The sequence below is a fragment of the Streptomyces sp. NPDC003379 genome, assembly GCF_053589195.1.
In genome coordinates this window covers 82,694-104,613 of record NZ_JBSFRK010000028.1, presented here as the reverse complement: position 1 = coordinate 104,613, position 21,920 = coordinate 82,694, and the positions used below count along the sequence as shown (strand labels likewise).

General features: G+C 72.8%; 24 protein-coding genes. 8 read left to right on the top strand and 16 right to left on the bottom strand.

Annotated elements, in window-relative coordinates:
* Positions 1-98 precede the first annotated feature (98 nt).
* Both ACWDVB_RS26055 and ACWDVB_RS26050 read right to left on the bottom strand, forming a co-directional pair.
* Positions 99-266 (bottom strand): DUF3117 domain-containing protein, encoded by a 168-nt coding sequence (locus tag ACWDVB_RS26055; protein ID WP_009997451.1) that lies wholly within the window; start codon positions 264-266, stop codon positions 99-101.
* Complete coding sequence (locus ACWDVB_RS26050; RefSeq protein WP_451512630.1) at positions 254-535, bottom strand: hypothetical protein; 282 nt, start codon at positions 533-535, stop codon at positions 254-256. The genes ACWDVB_RS26055 and ACWDVB_RS26050 overlap by 13 nt, the downstream gene beginning before the upstream one ends.
* Positions 536-573: 38 nt before the next feature.
* Between ACWDVB_RS26050 and chcB the strand changes: the two genes are divergently transcribed.
* Entirely contained in the window at positions 574-1,374 is an 801-nt protein-coding gene (gene chcB, locus ACWDVB_RS26045; RefSeq protein WP_451512629.1) for a 2-cyclohexenylcarbonyl CoA isomerase, read from the top strand.
* Here chcB and ACWDVB_RS26040 read toward each other — a convergent pair.
* On the bottom strand, positions 1,337-1,975 hold the full coding sequence (locus tag ACWDVB_RS26040) for a DNA-3-methyladenine glycosylase I (RefSeq protein ID WP_451512901.1): 639 nt from the start codon (positions 1,973-1,975) through the stop codon (positions 1,337-1,339). The genes chcB and ACWDVB_RS26040 overlap by 38 nt on opposite strands.
* A gap of 2 nt (positions 1,976-1,977) precedes the next feature.
* On the bottom strand, positions 1,978-2,358 hold the full coding sequence (locus ACWDVB_RS26035) for a DivIVA domain-containing protein (protein WP_451512628.1): 381 nt from the start codon (positions 2,356-2,358) through the stop codon (positions 1,978-1,980).
* Between the two features lie 124 nt (positions 2,359-2,482).
* On the opposite strand from ACWDVB_RS26035, the gene folP reads away from it, so the two are divergent.
* The gene (gene folP, locus ACWDVB_RS26030) at positions 2,483-3,343 is read left to right on the top strand and encodes a dihydropteroate synthase (RefSeq protein ID WP_451512627.1); all 861 of its coding nucleotides are present in this window, start codon (positions 2,483-2,485) and stop codon (positions 3,341-3,343) included.
* Between the two features lie 178 nt (positions 3,344-3,521).
* On the opposite strand, the gene ACWDVB_RS26025 is transcribed toward folP, so the two are convergent.
* Together ACWDVB_RS26025 and dapE are read right to left on the bottom strand one after the other, a co-directional pair.
* Complete coding sequence (locus ACWDVB_RS26025) at positions 3,522-4,280, bottom strand: LOG family protein (protein ID WP_451512626.1); 759 nt, start codon at positions 4,278-4,280, stop codon at positions 3,522-3,524.
* A gap of 97 nt (positions 4,281-4,377) precedes the next feature.
* Entirely contained in the window at positions 4,378-5,457 is a 1,080-nt protein-coding gene (dapE, locus tag ACWDVB_RS26020; RefSeq protein ID WP_451512625.1) for a succinyl-diaminopimelate desuccinylase, read from the bottom strand.
* A 73-nt stretch (positions 5,458-5,530) separates the two neighbouring features.
* Between dapE and ACWDVB_RS26015 the strand changes: the two genes are divergently transcribed.
* Together ACWDVB_RS26015 and ACWDVB_RS26010 are read left to right on the top strand one after the other, a co-directional pair.
* Positions 5,531-6,433: a heavy metal transporter gene (locus ACWDVB_RS26015; protein ID WP_451512624.1), complete on the top strand. Its 903-nt coding sequence runs from the start codon at positions 5,531-5,533 to the stop codon at positions 6,431-6,433.
* A 336-nt stretch (positions 6,434-6,769) separates the two neighbouring features.
* On the top strand, positions 6,770-7,210 hold the full coding sequence (locus ACWDVB_RS26010; protein WP_451512623.1) for an ATP-binding protein: 441 nt from the start codon (positions 6,770-6,772) through the stop codon (positions 7,208-7,210).
* An 87-nt stretch (positions 7,211-7,297) separates the two neighbouring features.
* Here ACWDVB_RS26010 and ACWDVB_RS26005 read toward each other — a convergent pair whose 3' ends face one another.
* Together ACWDVB_RS26005 and fdxA are read right to left on the bottom strand one after the other, a co-directional pair.
* The gene (locus tag ACWDVB_RS26005) at positions 7,298-8,416 is read right to left on the bottom strand and encodes a bifunctional succinyldiaminopimelate transaminase/glutamate-prephenate aminotransferase (protein WP_451512622.1); all 1,119 of its coding nucleotides are present in this window, start codon (positions 8,414-8,416) and stop codon (positions 7,298-7,300) included.
* A gap of 118 nt (positions 8,417-8,534) precedes the next feature.
* Positions 8,535-8,855 (bottom strand): ferredoxin, encoded by a 321-nt coding sequence (gene fdxA / locus ACWDVB_RS26000; protein ID WP_451512621.1) that lies wholly within the window; start codon positions 8,853-8,855, stop codon positions 8,535-8,537.
* 143 nt (positions 8,856-8,998) lie between these two features.
* Here fdxA and ACWDVB_RS25995 point away from each other — a divergent pair, with 143 nt between their 5' ends.
* The 3 genes from ACWDVB_RS25995 to ACWDVB_RS25985 all read left to right on the top strand — a co-directional run bounded on the left by ACWDVB_RS25995 (position 8,999) and on the right by ACWDVB_RS25985 (position 11,870).
* Positions 8,999-10,000, top strand: a complete 1,002-nt coding sequence (locus tag ACWDVB_RS25995) for a GNAT family N-acetyltransferase (protein ID WP_451512620.1) — start codon at positions 8,999-9,001, stop codon at positions 9,998-10,000.
* 116 nt (positions 10,001-10,116) lie between these two features.
* Positions 10,117-10,947, top strand: coding sequence for a transglutaminase family protein (locus ACWDVB_RS25990; RefSeq protein ID WP_451512619.1), 831 nt, complete (start codon positions 10,117-10,119; stop codon positions 10,945-10,947).
* Between the two features lie 68 nt (positions 10,948-11,015).
* Positions 11,016-11,870 carry a transglutaminase family protein gene (locus tag ACWDVB_RS25985; protein WP_451512618.1) on the top strand — a complete coding sequence of 285 codons (855 nt, stop codon included), beginning with the start codon at positions 11,016-11,018 and terminating at the stop codon, positions 11,868-11,870.
* Between the two features lie 20 nt (positions 11,871-11,890).
* Here ACWDVB_RS25985 and ACWDVB_RS25980 read toward each other — a convergent pair whose 3' ends face one another.
* The 8 genes from ACWDVB_RS25980 to ACWDVB_RS25945 all read right to left on the bottom strand — a co-directional run bounded on the left by ACWDVB_RS25980 (position 11,891) and on the right by ACWDVB_RS25945 (position 19,576).
* The gene (locus ACWDVB_RS25980) at positions 11,891-12,541 is read right to left on the bottom strand and encodes a response regulator transcription factor (RefSeq protein ID WP_451512617.1); all 651 of its coding nucleotides are present in this window, start codon (positions 12,539-12,541) and stop codon (positions 11,891-11,893) included.
* A complete protein-coding gene (locus ACWDVB_RS25975) occupies positions 12,538-13,674 on the bottom strand; it encodes a sensor histidine kinase (protein WP_451512900.1) in 1,137 nt (378 codons plus the stop codon). Before ACWDVB_RS25975 ends, ACWDVB_RS25980 begins: the two co-directional genes overlap by 4 nt.
* An 83-nt stretch (positions 13,675-13,757) precedes the next feature.
* Positions 13,758-14,516: an ABC transporter permease gene (locus ACWDVB_RS25970; RefSeq protein WP_451512616.1), complete on the bottom strand. Its 759-nt coding sequence runs from the start codon at positions 14,514-14,516 to the stop codon at positions 13,758-13,760.
* Positions 14,513-15,478 carry an ABC transporter ATP-binding protein gene (locus ACWDVB_RS25965; RefSeq protein WP_451512615.1) on the bottom strand — a complete coding sequence of 322 codons (966 nt, stop codon included), beginning with the start codon at positions 15,476-15,478 and terminating at the stop codon, positions 14,513-14,515. The genes ACWDVB_RS25970 and ACWDVB_RS25965 overlap by 4 nt, the downstream gene beginning before the upstream one ends.
* Positions 15,479-15,582: 104 nt before the next feature.
* Positions 15,583-17,769, bottom strand: coding sequence for a hypothetical protein (locus ACWDVB_RS25960; RefSeq protein WP_451512614.1), 2,187 nt, complete (start codon positions 17,767-17,769; stop codon positions 15,583-15,585).
* 164 nt (positions 17,770-17,933) lie between these two features.
* A complete protein-coding gene (locus ACWDVB_RS25955; RefSeq protein ID WP_451512899.1) occupies positions 17,934-18,302 on the bottom strand; it encodes a DUF6113 family protein in 369 nt (122 codons plus the stop codon).
* Between the two features lie 101 nt (positions 18,303-18,403).
* Positions 18,404-19,327, bottom strand: a complete 924-nt coding sequence (gene mshB, locus ACWDVB_RS25950) for an N-acetyl-1-D-myo-inositol-2-amino-2-deoxy-alpha-D-glucopyranoside deacetylase (RefSeq protein ID WP_451512613.1) — start codon at positions 19,325-19,327, stop codon at positions 18,404-18,406.
* Between the two features lie 54 nt (positions 19,328-19,381).
* Positions 19,382-19,576, bottom strand: coding sequence for a hypothetical protein (locus tag ACWDVB_RS25945; RefSeq protein WP_062779883.1), 195 nt, complete (start codon positions 19,574-19,576; stop codon positions 19,382-19,384).
* A gap of 147 nt (positions 19,577-19,723) precedes the next feature.
* Here ACWDVB_RS25945 and ACWDVB_RS25940 point away from each other — a divergent pair, with 147 nt between their 5' ends.
* Positions 19,724-21,901: a prolyl oligopeptidase family serine peptidase gene (locus ACWDVB_RS25940; protein ID WP_451512612.1), complete on the top strand. Its 2,178-nt coding sequence runs from the start codon at positions 19,724-19,726 to the stop codon at positions 21,899-21,901.
* Positions 21,902-21,920 lie beyond the last annotated feature (19 nt).

Below are 21,920 nucleotides of genomic sequence, written 5' to 3'. Positions count from 1 at the left end.
ACAGCGGCGACAAGACGGCGTTCACGCTGGGCGGCCGGGGCATCGGCAACGACATCGTCGAGCGGGCGGGGCAGTGAAAATTTGTGCGCGCTTCCGCGTCAGCCGACGACCTTCTTCAGGGCGTCGCCGAGTGCTTCGGCCTCGTCCGGAGTCAGTTCGACGACAAGTCGTCCGCCGCCTTCGAGCGGAACGCGCATGACGATGCCCCGCCCCTCCTTGGTCACCTCGAGCGGGCCGTCGCCCGTCCGCGGCTTCATGGCCGCCATGCTCGTTCCCCTTCCTGAAACCAGCTCATCGCAGCCGACAACCCAGGTGTCACCGGCATCGAACACATTGCTTCCAGGCCATTATCCCGCATGGCAGGACCCGATGACCAACATCGGTCGGCATCGCTTGAGCAACGCGCGTCCGCAAAACCACCCAATTCGGCGATGTGGCTGCGATACTTCGCCGCCTCATAGGCCTCACAGACCAGAAATTCTTTGACGCAGGTCACATATCCGGCCTCGTGCCGGACCCCGATGATCTCCGTCATGCTGATGTCCACGTACTGGACCAGCGGAGGGGACCACCATGGCCGACAGCGTGCTCTACGAGGTGAGCGACGGACTCGCGACGATCACGATCAACCGTCCCGAGGCGATGAACGCCATGAACACCGAGGCGAAGGTCGCCCTGCGGGAGGCCGTGCGGGCGGCCGCCGCCGACGCGGCCGTGCGGGCGGTGCTGCTCACCGCGACCGGGCGCGCCTTCTGCGTCGGGCAGGACCTGAAGGAGCACATCGGCTTCCTCGCGGCGGACTGCGAGGCGGGCACCGGGCTGACCATGAGCACGGTGAAGGAGCACTACAACCCCATCGTGCGGGCGCTGACGGGCATGCCGAAGCCGGTCGTGGCCGGGGTCAACGGCGTCGCCGCCGGTGCGGGCCTCGGCTTCGCGCTCGCCGCCGACTACCGCGTGGTCGCGGACACCGCCAGGTTCAACACCTCGTTCGCCGGGGTCGCCCTGACCGCCGACTCGGGCGTCTCCTGGACGCTGCCGCGCGTGGTCGGCCCCGGCCGCGCCGCCGACCTGCTGCTCTTCCCGCGCAACATCACCGCCCAGGAGGCGTACGACCTGGGCATCGCCAACAAGGTCGTACCCGCGGACGAGCTGGCCGCCGAGGCGGTGAAGGTGGCCCGCACCCTCGCGGAGGGGCCGACGCTCGCGTACGCGGCGCTCAAGGAGTCCCTCGGCTACGCGGCGGAGCACTCCTTGGACGATGCGCTGGACAAGGAGGACGAGCTCCAGGGCAGGGCGGGCGCGTCGGAGGACCACTCGATCGCCGTCCAGGCCTTCATCGCCAAGGAGAAGCCGAAGTATCTGGGCCGCTAGGCAGGGCCTGTGCCGGAAGCGCCGCCTCGCGGGCCACGCAGTCCGCGAGGTGGTCGTTGACCAGGCCGCAGGCCTGCATCAGGGCGTACGCCGTGGTGGGGCCGACGAAGCGGATGCCGCGCTTCTTGAGGGCCTTGGACAGGGCCAGGGACTCGTCGGTGATCGCGGGCACGTCGGAGAGCGCCTTGGGCGCCTCGCGGGACGCGGGGTCGGGGGCGAACGACCAGATCAGCGAATCCAGTTCACCCTCGGGCCAGTCGGCGAGCACGCGCGCGTTGGCGAGGGTCGCGTCGATCTTGGCGCGGTTGCGGATGATCCCCGGGTCGGCGAGGAGCCGCTCCCGGTCCTCGTCCGTGAACCGGGCGACCGAGGCGATCTCGAAGCCGGCGAAGGCAGCGCGGAAGCCCTCGCGGCGGCGCAGGATCGTGATCCAGGAGAGGCCGGACTGGAAGGCCTCCAGGCAGAGCCTCTCGTAGAGCGCGTCGTCGCCGTGGACCGGGCGGCCCCATTCCTGGTCGTGGTACGCGACGTAGTCCTCGGTGGACAGGCCCCAGGGGCAGCGCAGGCCGCCGTCCGGGCCCGCCAGCGCGCCTGCTTCCATGCTCACTGGTCGTCGCCGTCCTTGTGATCGTTCTCGCGTGGTCCGTACCCCTCGAAGAGGGCTCGGCCCGCGACCGCCGTGGCCTGGGCGCCCGCGAGGGCCGACTCCAGCTCGGCGATGCGGGAGTCCCGCTCGGCCAGCTCCGCGCCCAGGCGTTCGAGGGCGTCGTCCACGTCCGCCATGTGATAGCCGCGCAGGGTCGTCGGGAAGCGCAGCTCGTCGACGTCGGCCCGGCGCAGCGGCCGGTCGTGGGGCAGCGGGTCGGTGAACCGCTCGGGCGGGGCGTCGGGCAGGGCCGCGCTCTCGCCGCCGCCGACGACGGCGAGGGTGACCGCGCCGACCACCACCACCAGGGCGATGACCAGGAACAAGAACAAGACCATGTCGTCAGGCCCCCACGCTCGACTCCCGTGCTGAAACTGTCAGGGTCCGATCGTGCCATGCGCCTGTGACAGTTAAGGTCGCAGGCGGCCGAACCGCGACAAGGACCCAGGAGGGCCACAGGGGATGCTCAGGCTTGGCAGGCGCGAGTTCGACGCGCATGAGCCGGTGATCATGGCGATCGTCAACCGGACCCCGGACTCCTTCTACGACCAGGGCGCCACGTTCCGCGACGAGCCGGCGCTCGCCCGGGTGGAGCAGGCGGTGGCCGAGGGCGCCGCCATCATCGACATCGGCGGGGTCAAGGCGGGCCCCGGCGAGGAGGTGACGGCAGAGGAGGAGGCGCGCCGCACGGTGGGCTTCGTCGCCGAGGTGCGCAGAAGGTTCCCCGACGTGGTGATCAGCGTCGACACGTGGCGGCACGACGTCGGCGAGGCGGTCTGCGAGGCCGGCGCCGACCTGCTGAACGACGCGTGGGGCGGCGTCGACCCGAAGCTCGCGGAGGTCGCCGCGCGGTACGGGGCGGGCCTGGTGTGCACGCACGCGGGCGGCGCCGAGCCGCGGACGAGGCCGCACCGCGTCACGTACGACGATGTGATGGCCGACATCCTGCGCGTGACGGTCGGCCTGGCCGAGCGCGCGGTCGCACTGGGCGTGCCGCGCGAGTCGGTCCTCATCGATCCGGGGCACGACTTCGGCAAGAACACCCGGCACAGCCTCGAGGCCACCCGCAGGCTCGGCGAGATGACCGGGACGGGCTGGCCCGTGCTGGTCTCCCTGTCCAACAAGGACTTCGTGGGCGAGACGCTGGACAAGCCGGTCAAGGAGCGCGTGATCGGCACGCTGGCGACGACGGCGGTCTCGGCGTGGCTGGGCGCGCAGGTGTACCGCGTCCACGAGGTCGCGGAGACCCGGCAGGTGCTGGACATGGTCGCGACGATCGCGGGACACCGCACTCCCGCCGTCGCGCGGCGAGGACTGGCCTGAGGAGAGCGCACCCCGGCGCGGCCGGACGGAGTCCGGCACAGCCGTGCGAAGCCCGCGAGGCGCCCCGGCGCCGAGCGGTGCGAGCGCGGCACGGAGAAATGGTCATGGTCGCGACGATCGCGGGACACCGGCCCCCGGCGGTCGCCCGCCGGGGGCTTGCCTGAGCCTTCGGAGAGCTCTACTTGCCGACTTCCTTGGTCACCAGGGAGATGGCCTCCTCCACGTCGTCCGTGACGTGGAAGAGGAGCAGGTCGGCCTCGGAGGCCTTGCCCTGGGCGATGACCGTGTTCCTCAGCCAGTCGATCAGACCGCTCCAGTACTGCGAGCCGAAGAGGACGATCGGGAAGCGTGTGACCTTGCGGGTCTGTACGAGGGTGAGCGCTTCGAAGAGCTCGTCCAGGGTGCCGAGGCCGCCGGGCAGCACCACGAACCCCTGCGCGTACTTCACGAACATCGTCTTGCGGACGAAGAAGTAGCGGAAGTTCACGCCGATGTCTACGTAGGGGTTCAGTCCCTGCTCGAAGGGGAGCTCGATGCCGAGGCCGACGGAGGTGCCCTTCGCCTCGACCGCGCCTTGGTTGGCGGCCTGCATCGCGCCGGGCCCGCCGCCCGTGATGACCGCGAAGCCGGCCTCCACGAGCGCCTTGCCGATCTCCACCCCGGCCGCGTACTCCGGAGAGTCCGCGGCCGTACGCGCCGAGCCGAAGACGCTGATCGCGGGCGGCAGTTCGGCGAGGGTGCCGAAGCCCTCGATGAACTCGGACTGAATGCGCAGCACCCGCCAGGGGTCGGTGTGCACCCACTCGGAGGGGCCGTCGGAGTCGAGGAGACGCTGATCGGTGGTGCCGGCCTGTACCTTGTCGCGGCGGCGCAGCACCGGGCCGAGCCGCTGCTCCTCGGGACGCTTCCTGGCAGCGGGGCCTTCGGGGTTGGTCATCGTCTGCTCCCTCCATGCGTGCGTGACTCACAGCGTAGGTCTACGCGGGTTACGCCCGAGGGACCTCGGGATGTCCGCTACCGGCAGCCCCACCGGCCTAGGCGGTCAGCCAGGCCCTCAGCCGCTCCTCCGCCTCCGGGATCAGCGAGGCCTTGACCCGCTCGTCGATCTTGTGGGCGAGCAGCGGGTCGCCGGGGCTGAAGTTCACCGCGGGCACTCCGAGCGCGCTGAAGCGGGAGACGTCCGTCCAGCCGAACTTGGGGCGGGCCTCGCCGCCGACGGCCGCCATGAACGCGGCGGCGGCCGGGTGGGTGAGGCCGGGGCGGGCCGCGCCCGTGTGGTCGTCGACGATGAACTCGTCGACGCCGCAGTCCGCGAAGTAGTCGCGTACAAAGGCGAGGGCCTCTTCCTCGCTGCGGTCCGGGGCGTAGCGGAAGTTGACGGTGACGGTGCACTCGTCGGGGATGACGTTGGTGGCGACGCCGCCCTCGATGCGGACGGCGTTGAGGCCCTCGTGGAACTGGAGGCCCTCGACGAACGGCTTGCGCGGTTCGTAGGCGGCGAGCTTCGTGAGGATCGGGGTGGCCGCGTGGATGGCGTTGGAGCCCATCCACGCGCGCGCGGAGTGCGCCCGCACCCCCTTGGTCTTGAGGAGGACCCGCAGCGTGCCCTGGCAGCCGCCCTCGACCTGGCCGTCGGTCGGCTCCAGGAGGACCGCGAAGTCGCCCGTCAGCCAGTCGGGGTGCGCCTCGGCGACGTGCCCGAGGCCGTTGAGGTGGGCGGCGACCTCTTCGTTGTCGTAGAAGACGAAGGTGAGGTCGCGGTTGGGTGCGGTCACCGTTTGGGCGATGCGCAGCTGGACGGCGACGCCCGACTTCATGTCGCAGGTGCCGCAGCCCCACAGGATGCCGTCCTCGTCCAGGCGGGACGGCACGTTGTCCGCGATCGGCACCGTGTCGATGTGCCCGGCCAGGACGACCCGCTCCGCGCGGCCGAGGTTCGTGCGGGCCACCACGTTGTTGCCGTGCCGGTCGACCGTGAGGTGCGAAAGGCCGCGCAGGGCCGCCTCGATGGCGTCGGCGAGCTCCTTCTCCGAGCCGCTCGGGGACGGGAAGTCGACGAGCCGGGCGGTGAGCTCGGCGGCGTCCAGCGTGAGGTCAAGCGGGGTCTGGGACATGCGGAAGACCCTAACTCCAGAGGAACCGCGGAGGGCGCGTCGGCCTGTCAGTGGACTCCAGTACCTTGGACGCGTGCCTGAGCCCCCCACCCTCCTCCGGCGCGGCCGTCTCAGCCGTCTCACGGCCGCGGTCGTCGTGCTGCTCGCCGTCGCGGGCTATGTGGCGGTGCAGTACGTGTACGGGGGCAGGCCCGCTCCCCGGTGCACGGTGGTGTCGGCGAACGACGACGGCGCGTCGTACGAGTTCACGGCGGAGCAGGCGCAGAACGCCGCGACGGTCGCCGCCGTGGGCACCGCGCGCGGCATGCCCGAGCGCGCCGTGACCATCGCCCTGGCGACGGCGCTCCAGGAGTCGGGGCTGCGCAACATCCGTCACGGCGACCGGGACTCGCTCGGCCTCTTCCAGCAGCGGCCCACGCAGGGCTGGGGCGACGAGCGTCAGATCATGGACCCGGCGTACTCGGCGGGGCGTTTCTACGAGCATCTCGCCGAGGTCCCCGGCTATTCGAGGCTGCCGCTGACCGTCGCCGCGCAGCGCGTGCAGCGCAGCGGCTATCCGCAGGCCTACGCCAAGCACGAGCCGGACGCCTTACTGCTCGCCGCCGCGCTCACCGGCCGCGCGCCCGCCACCTTCAGCTGCGAGGGCCGTCCGGGCACGGGCCCGGGTGGCCCGGCGAAGGTGCGGGCGGCGCTCGTGCGGGACTTCGGCCGCGAGGTGCGGCCCGACGTGCGGGGGCGGACGGTGACGGTCCCGGTGCCCGCCACGGCGGCGGCCGACGGCAGGGCGCCGCGGCGCGGCTGGGAGCTGGCGCACTGGGCGGTGGCGCAGGCCTCGGCGCTGCGGGTGGAGAGCGTGTCGTACGGCGGCCGTGAGTGGCACGCCTCGGGTCCGGGGTCGTGGCGCGAGGCGCGGACGGACGGGGCCGCGGGGCCGGGCGGCGCCGCGGACGAGGTCCGAATCGTCACTGGGCAGTAGTGCGGCGCGTCGCCCGATCGGGGGACGGCGATCACCGCGGACGGACGAGCCGCCCGGCTTCTCCGCTCCCGCTTCGCGTCCACGCCACATCCCTTGCGGGCGAAGGGGATGAAGGATTCAGCAGCGCATCCGGCCGAAGAGCTTTTTGCCCGTTTTTATCCGGAGCCGATAATGCGACGCATTACCAACTCTTTACGTTGGCGCACCGCAACTTTCGCGGGCTTCGAGCGGTAGTCACGGCGTCCGAACGCCGGAAGCCATCCGGCCGGGACGCCGGAGCCGATCCGGCTGGACACCCCTGGACACCCAACGTTCTCCCCCGTCTGAAGGAGCATCATGTCCCTCCCCCTGACCCGTCGGATCGCCCGTGCCGCGCTGCTCAGCGCGGCTGGCGCAGCCTCCGTGGTCGGTGCGGCCGGCTCCGCGAGCGCCGTTGGCCTGCCTGCCGCCCCCGAGCTGGGCGGGCTGACCGCCCTGGACGGCGACGGCGTGGGCAACACCGTCGACGGCGCCGCCCAGACCGCCACCAAGGCCGCCGGTGACACCGGCGGAAAGACCGTGAAGAAGGCCGTCCCGACCGCGGGCAAGGTCGTCGGCCAGGGCGCCAAGACCGCGGCCCCCGCCGCACAGAAGGCCGCCGGTGACGTCGCCGGCAGCGCGGGCCAGGTGCTCGGCGACACGGCGGGCACGGCCACCGGTGCCGGTCTGCCCACCGACGCGGTGGGCAAGGGCGGCCTGGCCACCGACGTGCCGCCCAAGAACCTGCCGCTCGGCTGATCACCCGGCACCCGCACACAGGGCCCGGAGCCACTGGCTCCGGGCCCTCGTCATGCGCGTACGAACATCATGAAGAACGTACGGGTGTCACGCCAGGCGCTCGACCGCCGCCGCCACCCGCTCGTCCGTCGCCGTCAGCGCCACACGCACGAAGCGGTCGCCCGCCGGGCCGTAGAAGTCGCCGGGCGCCACCAGGATGCCGAGCTCCGCGAGGTGGCCGACGGTGTCCCAGCAGGACTCGTCGCGCGTGGCCCACAGGTACAGGCTCGCCTCGCTGTGCTCGATGCGGAAGCCGTGCTTCACCAGGGCGTCGCGCAGGGCGGTGCGCCGGGCCGCGTACCGCTCCCGCTGCTCGCGCACATGCTGGTCGTCGCCGAGCGCCGCCACGACGGCGGCCTGGGTCGGCGCGGAGGTCATCATGCCGCCGTGCTTGCGGATCTGGAGGAGATCGCCGAGGACGGCCGCGTCACCGGCGATGAACGCGGCGCGGTAGCCGGCGAGGTTCGACCGCTTGGAGAGCGAGTGGACGGCGACGATGCCCTCGTACGAACCGCCGCACACGTCCGGGTGCAGGACCGAGACCGGGTCGGCCTCCCAGCCCAGCTCCAGGTAGCACTCGTCGCTGACGAGCAGCACGCCGTGCTCCCGCGCCCAGGCGACGGCGCGGGTCAGCTCTTCCTTGGACAGGACGCGACCGGTCGGGTTCGAGGGCGAGTTGAGCCACAGGAGCTTGAGGTTCGCCGGGTCAAGGTCGGTCCCCACGGCGGCAGCCGCGAATGTCTCCGGGTCGTAGGAGACGTACTCCGCACGGGCCAGGCGCGCGCCCACCTCGTACGTCGGGTAGGCCAGCCGCGGGTAGGCGACCACGTCGCCCGGGCCGAGGCCCAGCTGTGTGGGGAGCCAGGCCACCAGCTCCTTGGAGCCGACGACCGGCAGGACCTCACGGTGGGTGATGCCCCGTGCGCCGAGGCGCCGTTCGCACCAGCCGGTGATCGCGTCGCGCAGCTCGGGGGTGCCCCACACCGTCGGATAGCCCGGCGAGTCGGCGGCGGCGACCAGGGCCTTCTGGATCAGCTCGGGGACCGGGTCGACCGGCGTGCCGACGGACAGGTCGACGATGCCGCCCGGGTGCGCGGCCGCCGTGGCCTTGTGGGGCTCCAGCTTGTCCCAGGGGAAGGCGGGAAGCCGATCGGAGACTGCGGACACGTGCTCACTCCCGTGGTGCGCTTGTTCGTTGGGATTGCCCGGGGCGCCTCGGTGGAAATGCCTCGGTCCCGTACGGCTGGACGTGCCGTACGGGACCGGGGCGGCGCTCAGGCTGCCGTTACTGGTTCTGCGGCGGCAGTGCGGCGATGAAGGCGTGGTCGCGCTCGATCAGACCGAGCTTGCTCGCGCCACCGGGCGAACCGAGCTCGTCGAAGAACTCGACGTTCGCCTTGTAGTAGTCCTTCCACTCCTCCGGAGTGTCGTCCTCGTAGAAGATCGCCTCGACCGGGCAGACCGGTTCGCAGGCTCCGCAGTCGACGCATTCGTCCGGATGGATGTACAAGGACCGCTTGCCCTCGTAAATGCAGTCGACCGGGCACTCTTCGATGCACGCCTTGTCCTTGACGTCGACACAAGGCTGCGCGATGACGTAGGTCACGCTGTCGTTCCTCCTCGATACGGGCGTTGGCGGGCCGTCTTCAGGCTCCGCTCGCCTGGCGCGCGGGAGCGCGGCGTCGTCGATGCCCGCACCTAGTATCTCCGTTCCCGGGCAAGATCCGAACAGGAGGGGCGGACAGAGCTGTGGAATTCACTGCGGGCGGACGGCTTGAGGTGCGTATCACCCCTGCTGACGTGGGGAAAAGGGTGTCGGTGCGGCGCCTGAGCGAAGAGGGTTCAGCCGACGGTAAGTTCACCGACACGGTGGGTGTTCTCACATCGTGGAACGGTGGTGTGGTGCTCATCACACGGCGGACCGGCGAGAGCGTCCGCATTCCGGAACACACCCTGGTCGCGGGCAAGGTGGTGCCGGCGGCGCCCGCTCGCCGCCGGGGGCCCGCCGCTTCGTACGAGGAGCTGGCGCGGGTCTCCGCACGGGCCTGGCAGCCGGTGGAGAGCGAGCGGCTCGGCGACTGGGAGCTGCGGGCCGCCGCCGGCTTCACGCGGCGGGCCAACTCGGTGCTGCCGCTGGGCGATCCGGGACGGCCGCTGGACGAGGCACTGACGTACGTACGTCACTGGTACGCGGCACGGGGGCTGCCCGCCTACGTCCAGACCGCGACGGGCGCCGAGGGCACGCAGGAGCTGCTCTGCGCCGGGTTGGAGGCGCGCGGCTGGGAGCGCGAGGTGAGCGCCGAGCTGCACATCGGCGGGCTCGCGCCGGTCGCGGATCTGGACGCGGACGTGTCGCGCGTAGACCTGTCCCGGTCCTGCGACGAGAGCTGGCTGCGGCGGTACGGGCGGGCCGCGGAGTCGGCACCTCATGTGCCCAAGGTGCTGGCGAGCGGGCCCTCGGTGTGGTTCGCTTCCGTGCCCGGGAGCGGTGACTCCACGGCGGCCATCGGGCGGTGCGTGGTGGACGGGCGCTGGGCGGGGTTCATGGCGGTCGAGGTGGACCCCGAGCACCGGCGGCAGGGGCTCGCCACCGCGGTGATGGCCGCGCTGGCCCGGCGGGCCCTGCTCGACGGCGCGTCGGCGGCCTGGCTGCAGGTCGAGGACGGCAACGACGGAGCGCGGGCGCTGTACGGCCGGCTTGGCTTCGCGGCGCACCACGCCTATCACCACTACCGGCACGGCGGGGCCTGAGCGGGAGCGGCCCGGCCGGGCACACGCAACGCGGGGCCCGAGCACGGCGGCCCGGCGGGGCAGCACGGCACGGCACGGCAACAGCGCCCGGCGAGGGCATGAGACACGAGGCACGTATGCACGCGGAGTCCGGCGAATGGCGGCGGCGGTTCGCCGAAGAGGCACGGTCCGAACGGCCCGGACTCGCCCTGCTGTGTCTGCTGATCGGCGCGGAGGCGGACCCCTCCCTGGACGAGGCGGGAATCGACGCCGCCGACATCGAGCTGGACCGGCTCGCGGGGCTGCTGCCGTTCCGCCCCGGCGGGCCGCGGGCGTGGGCGTCCGCGATGGCCGAACTGCTGGGTGAGCAGTGCGGCTTCGAGGGGACGCCGGGCGACTACCAGCGCCTGGAGTCCTCCCTCCTGCACCAGGTGCTGCGGCGCCGCAGGGGGCTGCCGATCCTGCTCTCCGTGGTGTGGATGGAGGTGGCGCGGCGGGCGGGCGCCCCGGTGTACGGGGTGGCGCTGCCGGGCCACTTCGTGGTCGGCTTCGGGCCCCGCGACGAGCAGGTGCTCGCCGACCCGTTCGACGGGGGGCGGCTGCTGACCGGGCAGGACGCGGAGCTACTGGTGGCGGGGACCGCGGGCACCGGCGTCCAGCCGTCGATGCTGACGCCCGCCGACCCGCTGAACATCGTGCAGCGCATCCTCAACAACATCCGCGCCTGGGCGGCCGCGCGCCCCGAGCGCTCGGAGGTCGCGCTGTGGGCCCTCGACCTCTCCCTGCTGCTGCCCGCGCACCCGGCGCGACTGCGGTACGAGCGGGCGCAACTCCTCGTCCAGCGCGGCGACTTCCTCGGTGGCGCGGCGGAGCTCGACGAGTACGCCGATGTGGTGACGGCGGTGGAGCCGACCACGGCGGACCGGGTGCGCCAGCAGGCGCGCGCGGCGCGGGCCATGCTGAACTGAGCGTGCGGGGCGGGCGCGGGCCGCGCCTGACCGACGTATCGATCGGGCCGACCGGGCAACACCGACGTATGCATCCCCGACTCCCCAAAACCACCGAGTGGCGGCGGCTGTTCGCGGCCGAGGCCGGGGCCCCGCGGCCCGATCTCGCGCTGCTGTGCCTGCTGATCGGCGCGGAGGCCGACCCCTCCCTCGACAGGGAGGGCATCGACCGGGCGCGGCGCCTGATCGCACGCCTCGCGGAGCAGGCCGCGCACGGCCACCGGTCCTGCGGCGCCGACGACGCCCGCGCCTGGGCCAGGGACCTCGCCGAACTTCTCGGCGGGCGCTGCGGCTTCAGGGGCAGACCCGGTGACTACCACCGCCTGGAGTCCTCCCTCCTGCACGAGGTGCTGCGGCGCCGCAGAGGGCTGCCGATCCTGCTCTCGGTGCTGTGGATGGAGGTGGCGCGGCGCGCCGGGGCGCCGGTCCACGGTGTGGCGCTGCCGGGGCATTTCGTCGTCGGTTTCGGCGCCCCGGACGATCAGGTGCTCGCCGACCCCTTCGCGGGCGGGCGCGTCCTGACCCGCACGGACGTGGAGCTGCTCGTCGTGGCGGCCACCGGTGCGCCGCTCGCGCCGTCGATGCTGTGCCCCGCGGGCCCGCTGGACATCCTGGGCCGTGTCCTGAACAACATCCGCGCCTGGGCCGCGCCCCGCCCGGAGCGCTGCGACGTCTCGCTCTGGGCGATCGAGCTCTCCCTGCTCCTGCCGTCGCCGCCGCCCCGGCTGCGCTACGACCGTGCCCAACTCCTCGTACAGAAGGGGGACTATCTGGTGGGCGCGCGCGAGCTCGACGCGTACGCCGATGAGGTGGACGGTGAGGACGCGGCGACGGCGGACCGGGCGCGGCGGCAGGCGCGGGGCGCGCGGGCGCTGCTGAACTGAGCGGGCGGGCGGTCCGCCGGTCAGAGCCAGCCCTTGTCGCGGGCGGCCCTGACCGCCTCCGCGCGGTTGCGGACGGCGAGCTTCTGGATCGCCGTCGAGAGGTAGTTGCGGACCGTGCCCGGCGAGAGGTGCAGGGTGGCGGCCAGTTCGGCGTTGGTGGCGCCGTCGGCCGCCGCGCGCAGGACCTCGCGCTCGCGGTCCGTCAGGGGATTCGCGCCCCCGGCGAGGGCGGCCGCCGCCAGCGCCGGGTCGATGACCCGCTCCCCCGCGAGGACCCTGCGCACCGCCGCGGCGAGCTGGGCGGCGGGGGCGTCCTTGACCAGGAACGCGTCGGCGCCGGACTCCATGGCGCTGCGCAGATGGCCGGGGCGGCCGAAGGTGGTGAGGATGACGATCTTCAACGCGGGGAACTCGGCGTGCAGTCCCGCCGCCGCCTCGATGCCGGTCATCCCGGGCATCTCGATGTCGAGCAGCGCCACGTCCACGTCGTGGTCGCGCGCCGCCGTCAGCACCTCGTCGCCGCGGGCCGCCTGGGCGACCACCTCGATGTCCGGCTCCAGGCCGAGGAGGGCGGCGAGGGCCTCGCGGACCATCGACTGGTCCTCGGCGAGCAGCACCCTGATCACGCCGCTCCCGCCGTCCGCCACTCCGTGGCCGTCCTCGCTGCTCATGAGGGGGATCCTACGGCCGCCCCGGCCAGCGGGACGCGGGCCGCCAGGCGGAAGCCGCGGCGGGCCCCCGGACCCGTCTCCAGGGCGCCGCCGACCGCCTCCACGCGCTCGGCGAGGCCCGTCAGGCCGTTGCCCGCGGCCGGGCCGCCCGGCCCGCCCGTCCCGTCGTCCTCCACGGAGAGTTCGAGGGACGGCCCCACCAGGGTCTGGCGTGCCGTGAACGTCACCGTGCAGCGCCGGGCGCCGCTGTGCCGTACGACGTTGGTCACGGCCTCCCGCAGCGCCCAGGCGAGCGCCGCCTCGCTCTCCTCCTCCGGCAGTTCGGCGGGCGCCTCCAGCGGGATGTCGGCCTCGATGCCCGCGGCGGACAGCGCCGTGCGGGCGCCCGCCAGTTCGCCGGCCAGGGTGCGCCTGCGGTAGCCGGAGACGGCCTCGCGCACGTCCACCAGGGCCTGGCGGCTGACCTGCTCGATGTCGGCCACCTGCTGAGCGGCCTTGTCGGGGTGGTCGGGCAGCATCCGCCCGGCCAGCTCGCTCTTGAGCGTGATCAGGGAGAGCGAGTGGCCGAGCAGGTCGTGCAGGTCCCTCGCCAGCCGCAGCCGCTCCTCATTGGCGGCCAGCTGGGCGACGGTGGCCCGCGCCTCACGGAGCTGGACCGTCGTACGGACCAACCGGCGTACGCCGCTCATCGCGAACCCGATGAGGACGTTGAGCACGGCGAGGTTCCCCAGGAGGTCCTGGAGGCTGTCCGTACGCAGGCCCACGCCGACCATCACGGCGGTGACCGCGGGGACGACCCAGGCCGCGTGCCGCATCGGCAGCACCGCCCCGGCGGACACGGAGACGTAGACGAAGAGCCCGAGCCAGTCGCTGCCGAAGCTGTACGCGAGGACGACGGCCAGGACGAGCAGCGCCGCGAACGACACGCACACCGCACGCCGGTCGAGCACCTTCGAGGTGAAGCGGAAGACGAGCGAGAGGTAGCAGACGGCGAAGGCCGTAAGACCGAGGCAGCCGAGCGCCGTGGCCGCGCCGCCGCGCTCGGCCGTCACCAGGTCCCGCACCGGGCTCGCCAGGAAGACCAGCCAGACGCCGATCCAGAGCGCCTTGGCGAGGATCTGGCGGCGGCCCATGACGGGCCGCCCGAAGCTGAGCAACGGATGGGCGTCTCCGAAGCGGCCGGTGTCGCGCGCGTCCTCGGCGCGGTGGGTCTCGCTCACGCCTTCAGTGTGTCCTTCCGGTACAGCCACGCCGCGCCGCCCGCGAAGAGGAGGAAGTAGGCGACCAGCAGCGTGACGTCCTTCGCGTGCGGGGCCTCGCCCAGTTCGATGGCCTGCCCGAGCGCAGCGTACGCGTGCGTGGGCAGCCAGGACGCCGCGTCCCGCAGCCACTGCGGGAACGTCGTCGTGGGCATCCACAGGCCGCCGAGGAGGGAGAGCCCGAAGTAGACGATCATCGTGATCGGGCGGACCGCGTCGCCGGACGCGAGGTAGCCGATCGCCACGCCGAGCGCCGCGAAGCAGAGGCTGCCCGCCCAGATCGCGCCGGTCAGCGCCAGCCACTGCCAGGCCTCGAAGCGGACGTCCTTGAAGACCGCGGCGACGGCGAACACCACGAGGATGGACGGCAGGCTGACCACCGCCGCGCTCGCCGTCTTCGCCAGGACGTAGCCGCGCCCGGGGAGCGCCGTCAGGCGCAACTGCCGCACCCAGCCGCTCTCCCGCTCCTTCGCGATGCGCTCGCTGTTGCCCATCAGGACGGCGGTGAGGGCGCCGAAGGACGCCATCGAGACCATCATGAAGGCGGGCACGGACAGGCCGGAGTCCGGCACCTTGTCGGCGCCGCCCTGCGTGCCCGCGATGATCAGGAAGAGCATCGCCGGGTAGATGACGGAGAAGAAGAGGAACTTGCGGTTGCGCAGGGCGCGGGTGATCTCCAGCTTGATCAGGCCCCGCGAGGCCAGAGCGTTCGTCATCGGGTCTTGGCCTCCTCGGCCTCGGTGATCGCCACGAACGCCTGCTCCAGGCCGAGCCCGGCGACTTCGAGGTTGCGCGGGTACACGCCGAGTCCGTACAGCGCGTGCACGGTGGCGTCGGCGTCGGTGGACTGCAGGCGGACCGTGCGGCCCGAGATGTCCAGCGCCGTCAGGCAGGGCAGCACCTCCCGCAGCCGCTTGGTCAGCGCCGCGTCGGCCTCCGCGCCTGTCTCCGCGCCTGTCTCCGCGTCTCTCTTCGTGTCGGTCTCCGCGAGGTCGAAGGAGACCTTGCGGGCGCCCGCCTTCGCCTTGATCTCGGCGGCGGTGCCGTCCGCGAGGAGGCGGCCGCGGTGCAGGACCAGGACGCGGTCGGCGATCGCGTCGGCCTCCTCCAGGTAGTGCGTGGCGAACAGGACCGCGCGGCCCTGGTCCACCTGCTCCCGCATGGTGGCCCAGAACGCCTGGCGGGCGGTGACGTCCATGCCGGTGGTCGGCTCGTCGAGGACGATCAGGTCGTTCGCCCCGGCCGTGGCGAGTGCGAAGCGCACGCGCTGCTCCTGGCCGCCGGAGAGCTTGTCGACCTTGCGGTCGGCGATCTGGGTGATCCCCGCGTGGGCGAGCACGTCACCGATCCGGCGGGGCCTCGGGTGCAGATCGCAGGCGAGCCGCACCAGCTCGCGCACGGTGACCCCGCCCATCAGGCCGCCGCTCTGCAGCATGGCGCCGACCCGGCCCGCGGTGATCGCCTCGCGCGGTGAGGTCCCGAAGACCCGCACCGTGCCGCTGTCCGCCCGCCGCAGGCCGAGCAGCAGGTCGAGGGTGGTGGACTTGCCCGCGCCGTTCGGGCCGAGGAGCGCCACGGTCTCGCCGGGGCGGAGGTCGAGCGTGAGGCCGTCCACGGCGCGGACGTCGCCGTAGCTCTTGGTCACCTCTGTGAAGGTCACTGCTGTCATGTGATCCATCGTCGGCGGCGGCGGACGACGGGGGCAGTGTCGTGTGTGTGGGGTCCGGGATGACATCTGTCATCTCTGTCATCCCGGACCCGTTACTCGAACCAGTACCCGTACTAGCTGGCGTTCGTCTCGATCACGCCGATCCGCTCCGCGGGCGTCTTGCCGATCAGCGCCTTGTTCATGGCGCCCGCCACGTCCGTCGGCTGGACCGGCGTCTTGTCGCCGTTGCCGCGCTGGATCAGGATGCCGTCGAAGACGTTGCCGTACAGCTTCCTCAGCTCTTCGAGGTTGTAGTGCGGCTGGAGGGTGCCGTCGCCTGCGACCTTGGTCTCCAGGATCTTCGGCAGGGACCTCGCCGGGCCGAAGGGGATCGACTTGGCGCCCGCCTTGATCGTGACGTTGGCGGACATCGCCGGCTTCGCGAAGCGGGTCATGAACTTGTCGACCTCGGCCTTGGAGACCGTCGGCTTGCGCGTGGTGACCGGCACCTGGACCGTGCCCGCGCTGCCCGTCTCGACCTGCTTCTTGTACGCGTCCGCGACAGCCGCCGTCGACGCCTTGGCGTCGATTCCCTTGCCGACCTTGCCGTAGACGGGGACGGCCTCGCCGGGCTCGAACTTGACCGTGCCCTCCTGTGCCGAGCCGGAGCCGCCCGCGGCGCGCTCCAGGGCGGCCGCCAGCTTCTCCTCGTCGACGGGCATGACCGGCTCGACGACACGCTGGTTGCCGAAGAGCGAGCCGACCACCGAGACGGGGTTGTAGTCGCTGCCCGCCGCCGCGCGGACGGTGGCCTGGCTGTCCAGGGTCAGGCCCGCCTGGTCCGGCTTGAGCGCGACCTGCTCACCGGCGACCGACAGCTTCAGGGGCTTGGCGACGCGCTCGCCGAGGGCCTCGTCGAGCTTCTTGACGGCCTCGTCGCGGGTGCCGCCGCCGATGTCGACGCCGAGCACCGTGGTGCCCTTCGGCACATCCGCGTGGTTCATCAGCAGGCCCGCTCCGTACGCCCCGCAGGCCACGACGACCACGGCGACCGCGAGGAGGACCAGCTTGTTGCGGCCCTTCTTCTTCGGCGCGGACTTCCGGGCGGGCTTCGGGGCGGGCGGCACGTCGGAGCGCACCGGCTCGGGCAGCTTCGGCGGGGTGTGCGCCATCGGCCCGTCGCCCTGCGGCCCGTGGGCGAACGGAGAGGTGTCGTGCGCGGGCGGCACGACGGGAATGCCGCTGGTCAGCGTCTCCCCGGAGACGTTGCCGCCCGGCGTGGGGGCGCCGGGGCCGCCGGGCAGGGAGCCGGGGCCGCCGGGGGGCGGCGAGACGGGGCCGGGCTTCTGCGGCGTGAGGATCGCGGTGTCGTCGCTCATGGCGCCGGAACGCGGCGGAGGTCCGGCGGGGTTGGCGGGGCCACCGTGACCCGAGGGGCGGGCGCCCTGCGTGGGCGACGCGAGCGGGCTGTCGCCGGTGACGGGGCCGCCGGTCGGGCCGGCGGGGCCCCTGGAGTCCTGGGAGCCGCCGGGGCCCGCGCCCGGGCCTCCGGCGAAGTACGGCAGGTCGCCCCGCGTCGGGTCGCCGCCCTGGGGAGCGCCCGCGCCGAGGGGGCCCGACGCGACGGCACCGGATACGTCGAAGGGACCCGTGCCGGGGCCACCGGGGCCACCGGAACCACCCGGGCCGCCCGAGCCGCCCGAACCGGCTGCCGAGGGGCCGCCGTTGCCCGGGGCCGCGGCCGCGCCGCCCGGCGCGCCGCTCTCGCCCCGCGCGGGCTTGCGCGGGGCGAACCAGTCGCTGGTCTTCTCCTCGGCGGCGCCGGAACCTCCCGCGCCGCCCTCACCCGGAGCGGAGCCCGCACCGGAACCAGAACCGGCACCGGCACCGGCACCACCGCCGGTTCCGGAGCCGGAACGGGAACCGGAAGAAAAGTCTCCACCGGCCCCACCGGAAGCGGCACCCATCGCGCCACCCGCCTCTCTCGCACCGGGCGCCCCCGGCGCGGCGACATCACGGCGGCTCTCGTCGTCCGCCTGCGCGGCGTCCCCGCGCGAGCCGCCCTCGTCACCGACGGGCGTACGCATGACGACCGGCGGGATGGGCCGCGACCCGGGGATGTTGATCCGGATGCGCGTGGTCAGCGTGGTCTGGGTCTCGGGCTCGCCGGGCCGCCCGTCGGCGGCCTGCCGCCGCCGGCCGTCCGCGCCGTCAGCGGCTGCGCCCTGCGCGGAGGAGCCGTACGGCGGCGTCCCCGAGGGGTATGCGGCTCCACCGCGCCCCTGGGGCCCGGAGGACGAACTGTCAGTTTCACGACTCAAGGCAGGTTCTCCTGGTTGACTCCGCCGCCCGTCTCACCTCGTCCGGGGTCCCCCCGGCCGGAGGTTGGGGGAGGCTCGGCGGCCGCACCACCATACTGGCCGCCGTCGGCGCTCCTCCTGCGACGGGCGTCAAACCCGTGCGGAAGACGGGCCGAAGTGGTACGTCACTTGCCAAGTCGGGCGGCGTACCCGCCCGGTTGCGGTCGCTGCCCGAGCGTGGCGCACATCACAGCCACCGCCATTCCGCCGAGCAGGAAGCCGTACGAGCCGAGGCCCGCGCCGAAGAGGAAGTCCCCCTCGGGTCTGGTGGCGGTGAGCAGCATGACCGCGACCAGCCAGCCGGCGGCGGGCGCGACGGCCCCCGCCTTCGTGCCGACCGCCCTTGCCCCGCCGTAGAAGGCACCGGCGGCGCCGAGGAGGGCGAGCAGCAGCCCGGCGGGGAAGAAGCCGCCTTGGACGAGCGCGCCCGCGGCGCCCACGACGGCGCCGAGCACGAACAGTCCGGCGTACGCGGCGACTCGGCCCGCTCTCAGCGGCTGCGCGAGGAAGCTCCCGGCGGGCGCCGCGGGCGCCGCCGCCGACGACGGAGACGGAGTCGGAGCGGAGCCCGAGGACGACGCACGAGATCGTGTACTCACAGCGCGGTCACCTCAGCCACATCCGTCACCCTTTCGAGTCCCGCAAACAGGTCCGCCTCAGGAGCCGGGCCCTGTGTCGACGCTTCTCCCCGCACCAGTTCGTAGTACTCCACATCGAAGATGGGCTGCGCCAGACCGTTGGAGAGGACGAAGAGCGGCTCGCTCACCGTGATCTGCGTGGCATGGGCCCGCATCGCCGCCGCCTTGGCCGCCTTGAAGGGCCCGCCGTCGATCTCCGTCGTGATCCGCTCGTCGTCCGTGACTCCCGGCACATCCGCGACGGCGGCGGGCGTGGTGAACGGCGAGAACCGCAGCGGCCCCGCCATCCACCGGAAGCGCTCCTCGACCACGGACCGCGGCGCGCGGTTCCAGTAGATCTTGCCGATGGTGTGCGGCTGCCCGAGGTCACCGCGGAAGGCGGGGTCGGCCGCGAGGTCGGCGGCGCGCATGGCGACGCGGTGTGCCTGGATGTGGTCGGGGTGGCCGTACCCCCCGTCGGGGTCGTATGTGACGAGGACCTGCGGCCGGACCTCGCGGATCACCTCGACGAGGTGGGCGGCCGCCTCGTCGAGGTCGGCCGACCAGAAGGCGCCGGGCCGGTGGTTCTGCTCGGTGCCCATCATCCCGGAGTCGCGGTAGCGGCCTGCGCCGCCGAGGAAGCGGTGGTCGGTGACGCCCAGCTCCTTCATGGCGGCGGCCAGTTCCCCGACGCGCCAGGCGCCCAGGGAGTCCTCGCGGTCGGCGGCGAGGTGGGCGAGCCCGGCCGGGATGACCTCGCCCTCCTCGCCCAGCGTGCAGGTGACCAACGTGACATGGGCGCCCTCGGCCGCGTACTTGGCCATGGTCGCGCCATTGTTGATCGACTCGTCGTCGGGGTGCGCGTGCACGAGCAGCAGGCGCCGGGCGGGCGGTTCCGTCATGGGACCACCCTACGAGGCCCCGCGGAACCTCCCTACGAGGACCGCGAGGACGGGTCAGAACTTGATGTCGCCGATCATCCCCGCCACGTTCGTCGTCAGCTCGTTGATCGTCGGCGCGATGGACGAACTCGCCAGGTAGAAGCCGAGCAGCGTACAGACGACAGCGTGCCCCGTTTTCAGTCCCGACTTCTTGACCAGCAAGAAGACGATGATCGCCAGCAGCACCACCGCCGAAATCGAGAGTGCCACGGCGGTCACCTCCAAGTCGTTGCCGTAACCCAGTGCGGACGCCAGCAGGTTCATACCCACCAAGCGCTACGGATCATAACTATCCGTGCGGACGCATGACTCGGAGCACGGCAGCACAGGGGGGCGCATGCGCCATAGGGTCGGGGGATGACCACCGAGAACCCCGGAATCCGCAGGCCCGACGGAAGCCAGGAACAGCGGCTCTCCTTTCCGCGACACAACGCCCGTACACAGCGGTTCACCCTCGGCGCGCCGCGTGCGTTCACGGTGGCGCCCGACGGTTCGCGGGTCGTTTTCCTGCGCTCGTCCTCCGGTACCGACCGGGTGCATCAGCTCTGGGTCCTGGACCTGGCGGACGGTGTCGTCGAGCGCGTGGCGGCCGATCCGGCCCTGCTGCTCGGCGGCGCGGCCGAGCGGCTGTCGGCGCGCGAGCTCGCGCGGCGCGAGCGCAGCCGGGAGGGCGGAGCGGGCATCGTGGAGTACGCGACGGACGCCGCGGTGGAGTTGGCGGCGTTCGCGCTGTCGGGCCGGCTCTTCGCGGCGGAGCTGCGCGCGGGCACGGCGCGCCAACTTCCCGCGCGGGGCCCGGTGATCGACCCGCGCCCCTCGCCCGACGGCCGGCATGTCGCGTACGTCTCCGGGGGCGCCCTGCGTGTGACGGGCGCCGACGGCGAGGGGGACAGGGCGCTGGCGGAGCCGGAATCCGGCCACGAGGCGAGCGTCACGTACGGCCTGGCGGAGCATGTCGCGGCGGAGTCGATGGCGCGCCACCGCGGCTTCTGGTGGTCGCCCGACTCCGACCGGCTGCTCGTCGCGCGCGTCGACGACGCCCCCGTCCGGCGCTGGTGGATCGCCGACCCGGCGCACCCGGACCGCGAGCCCACGACGATCGCGTATCCGGCGGCGGGCACGGCCAACGCGGACGTACGCCTCTTCGTCCTCGGCCTGGACGGATCGCGTACCGAGGTGCTGTGGGACCGGGTCCGCTTCCCCTATCTGGCCCGGGTGCACTGGTCGTCGGACGGCGCCCCGCTGCTGCTCGTGCAGGCCCGTGACCAGCAGAGTCAGCTGTATCTCGCGGTGAACCCCGAGGACGGCTCGACGCGGATGGTGCACGCCGAGGAGGACCCCGACTGGCTGGAGCTCTTCCCCGGAGCCCCCTCCTGGTCGCCCAGCGGCAAGCTGGTGCGCATCGTCGACGAGGGCGGCGCGCGGGTCCTCGTCTGGGGGGAACGGCCGCTGACCGGTCCGCAGTTGCACGTCCGCGCGGTCCTCGACGTGGCCGAGCAGGACATTCTCGTCTCGGCGTCGGCGGGCGCGGGCGCGGCCGATCCGGAGACCGGCGAGGTGCATGTCTACCGCGTCAACGAACTGGGTGTGGAACGCCTGTCGCGGGAACCCGGTGTCCATTCGGCGGTTCGCGCGGGCGGTCTCACCGTGCTCGTTTCGGCCACCCTGGACCGTTCCGACGCTCAGGTGCGGGTGCTGCGCGACGGCAAGCAGGTGGCCACCGTCGCCTCACACGCCCAGCGCCCGGGGCTCACGCCGCGCGTGACGCTGACCGAAGGGGGCACGCGGCGGATTCCGTGCGCCGTCCTGCTACCCACTGATTACAAGGCGGCGGACGGGCCACTTCCGGTACTGCTCGATCCGTACGGCGGCCCGCACGGACAGCGCGTCCAGAGCGCGCAGGGCGTCTTCCTCACCTCGCAGTGGTTCGCCGACCAGGGGTTCGCGGTGATCGTGGCGGACGGCCGCGGCATGCGCGGCCGCTCCCCCGCCTGGGAGAAGTCGATCAAGAACGACCTCACGCTCACACTCGACGACCAGGTCGAGGCCCTGCACGCCCTCGCGGCGACCGGGGAGTACCCCCTGGATCTGGACCGGGTGGCGATCCGCGGCTGGTCCTACGGCGGCTACCTCGCGGCGATGGCCGTGCTGCGCCGCCCCGACGTCTTCCACGCGGCGGTGGTAGGCGCGCCGGTGACGGACCTGCGGCTGTACGACACGCACTACGAGGAGCGGTACCTGGGCGACCCGACCCGGACCCCTGAGACGTACCGCCACAACTCGCTGGTCTGGGACGACGGCCTGGTCGAGGCGGCCGAACCGCACCGCCCGATGCTGATCGTGCACGGTTTGGCCGACGACAACGTGGTGGTGGCGCACTCCCTGCGGCTCTCCTCGGCCCTGCTCGCCGAGGGCCGCCCGCACGAGGTCCTGCCCCTGACGGGCGTGACGCACATGACGCCGCAGGAACAGATCGCGGAGAACCTGCTGCTGTTCCAAGTGGACTTCCTCAAGCGGTCGTTGGACCTCACCTGAGAGGCTCCGCGGGCCCCGG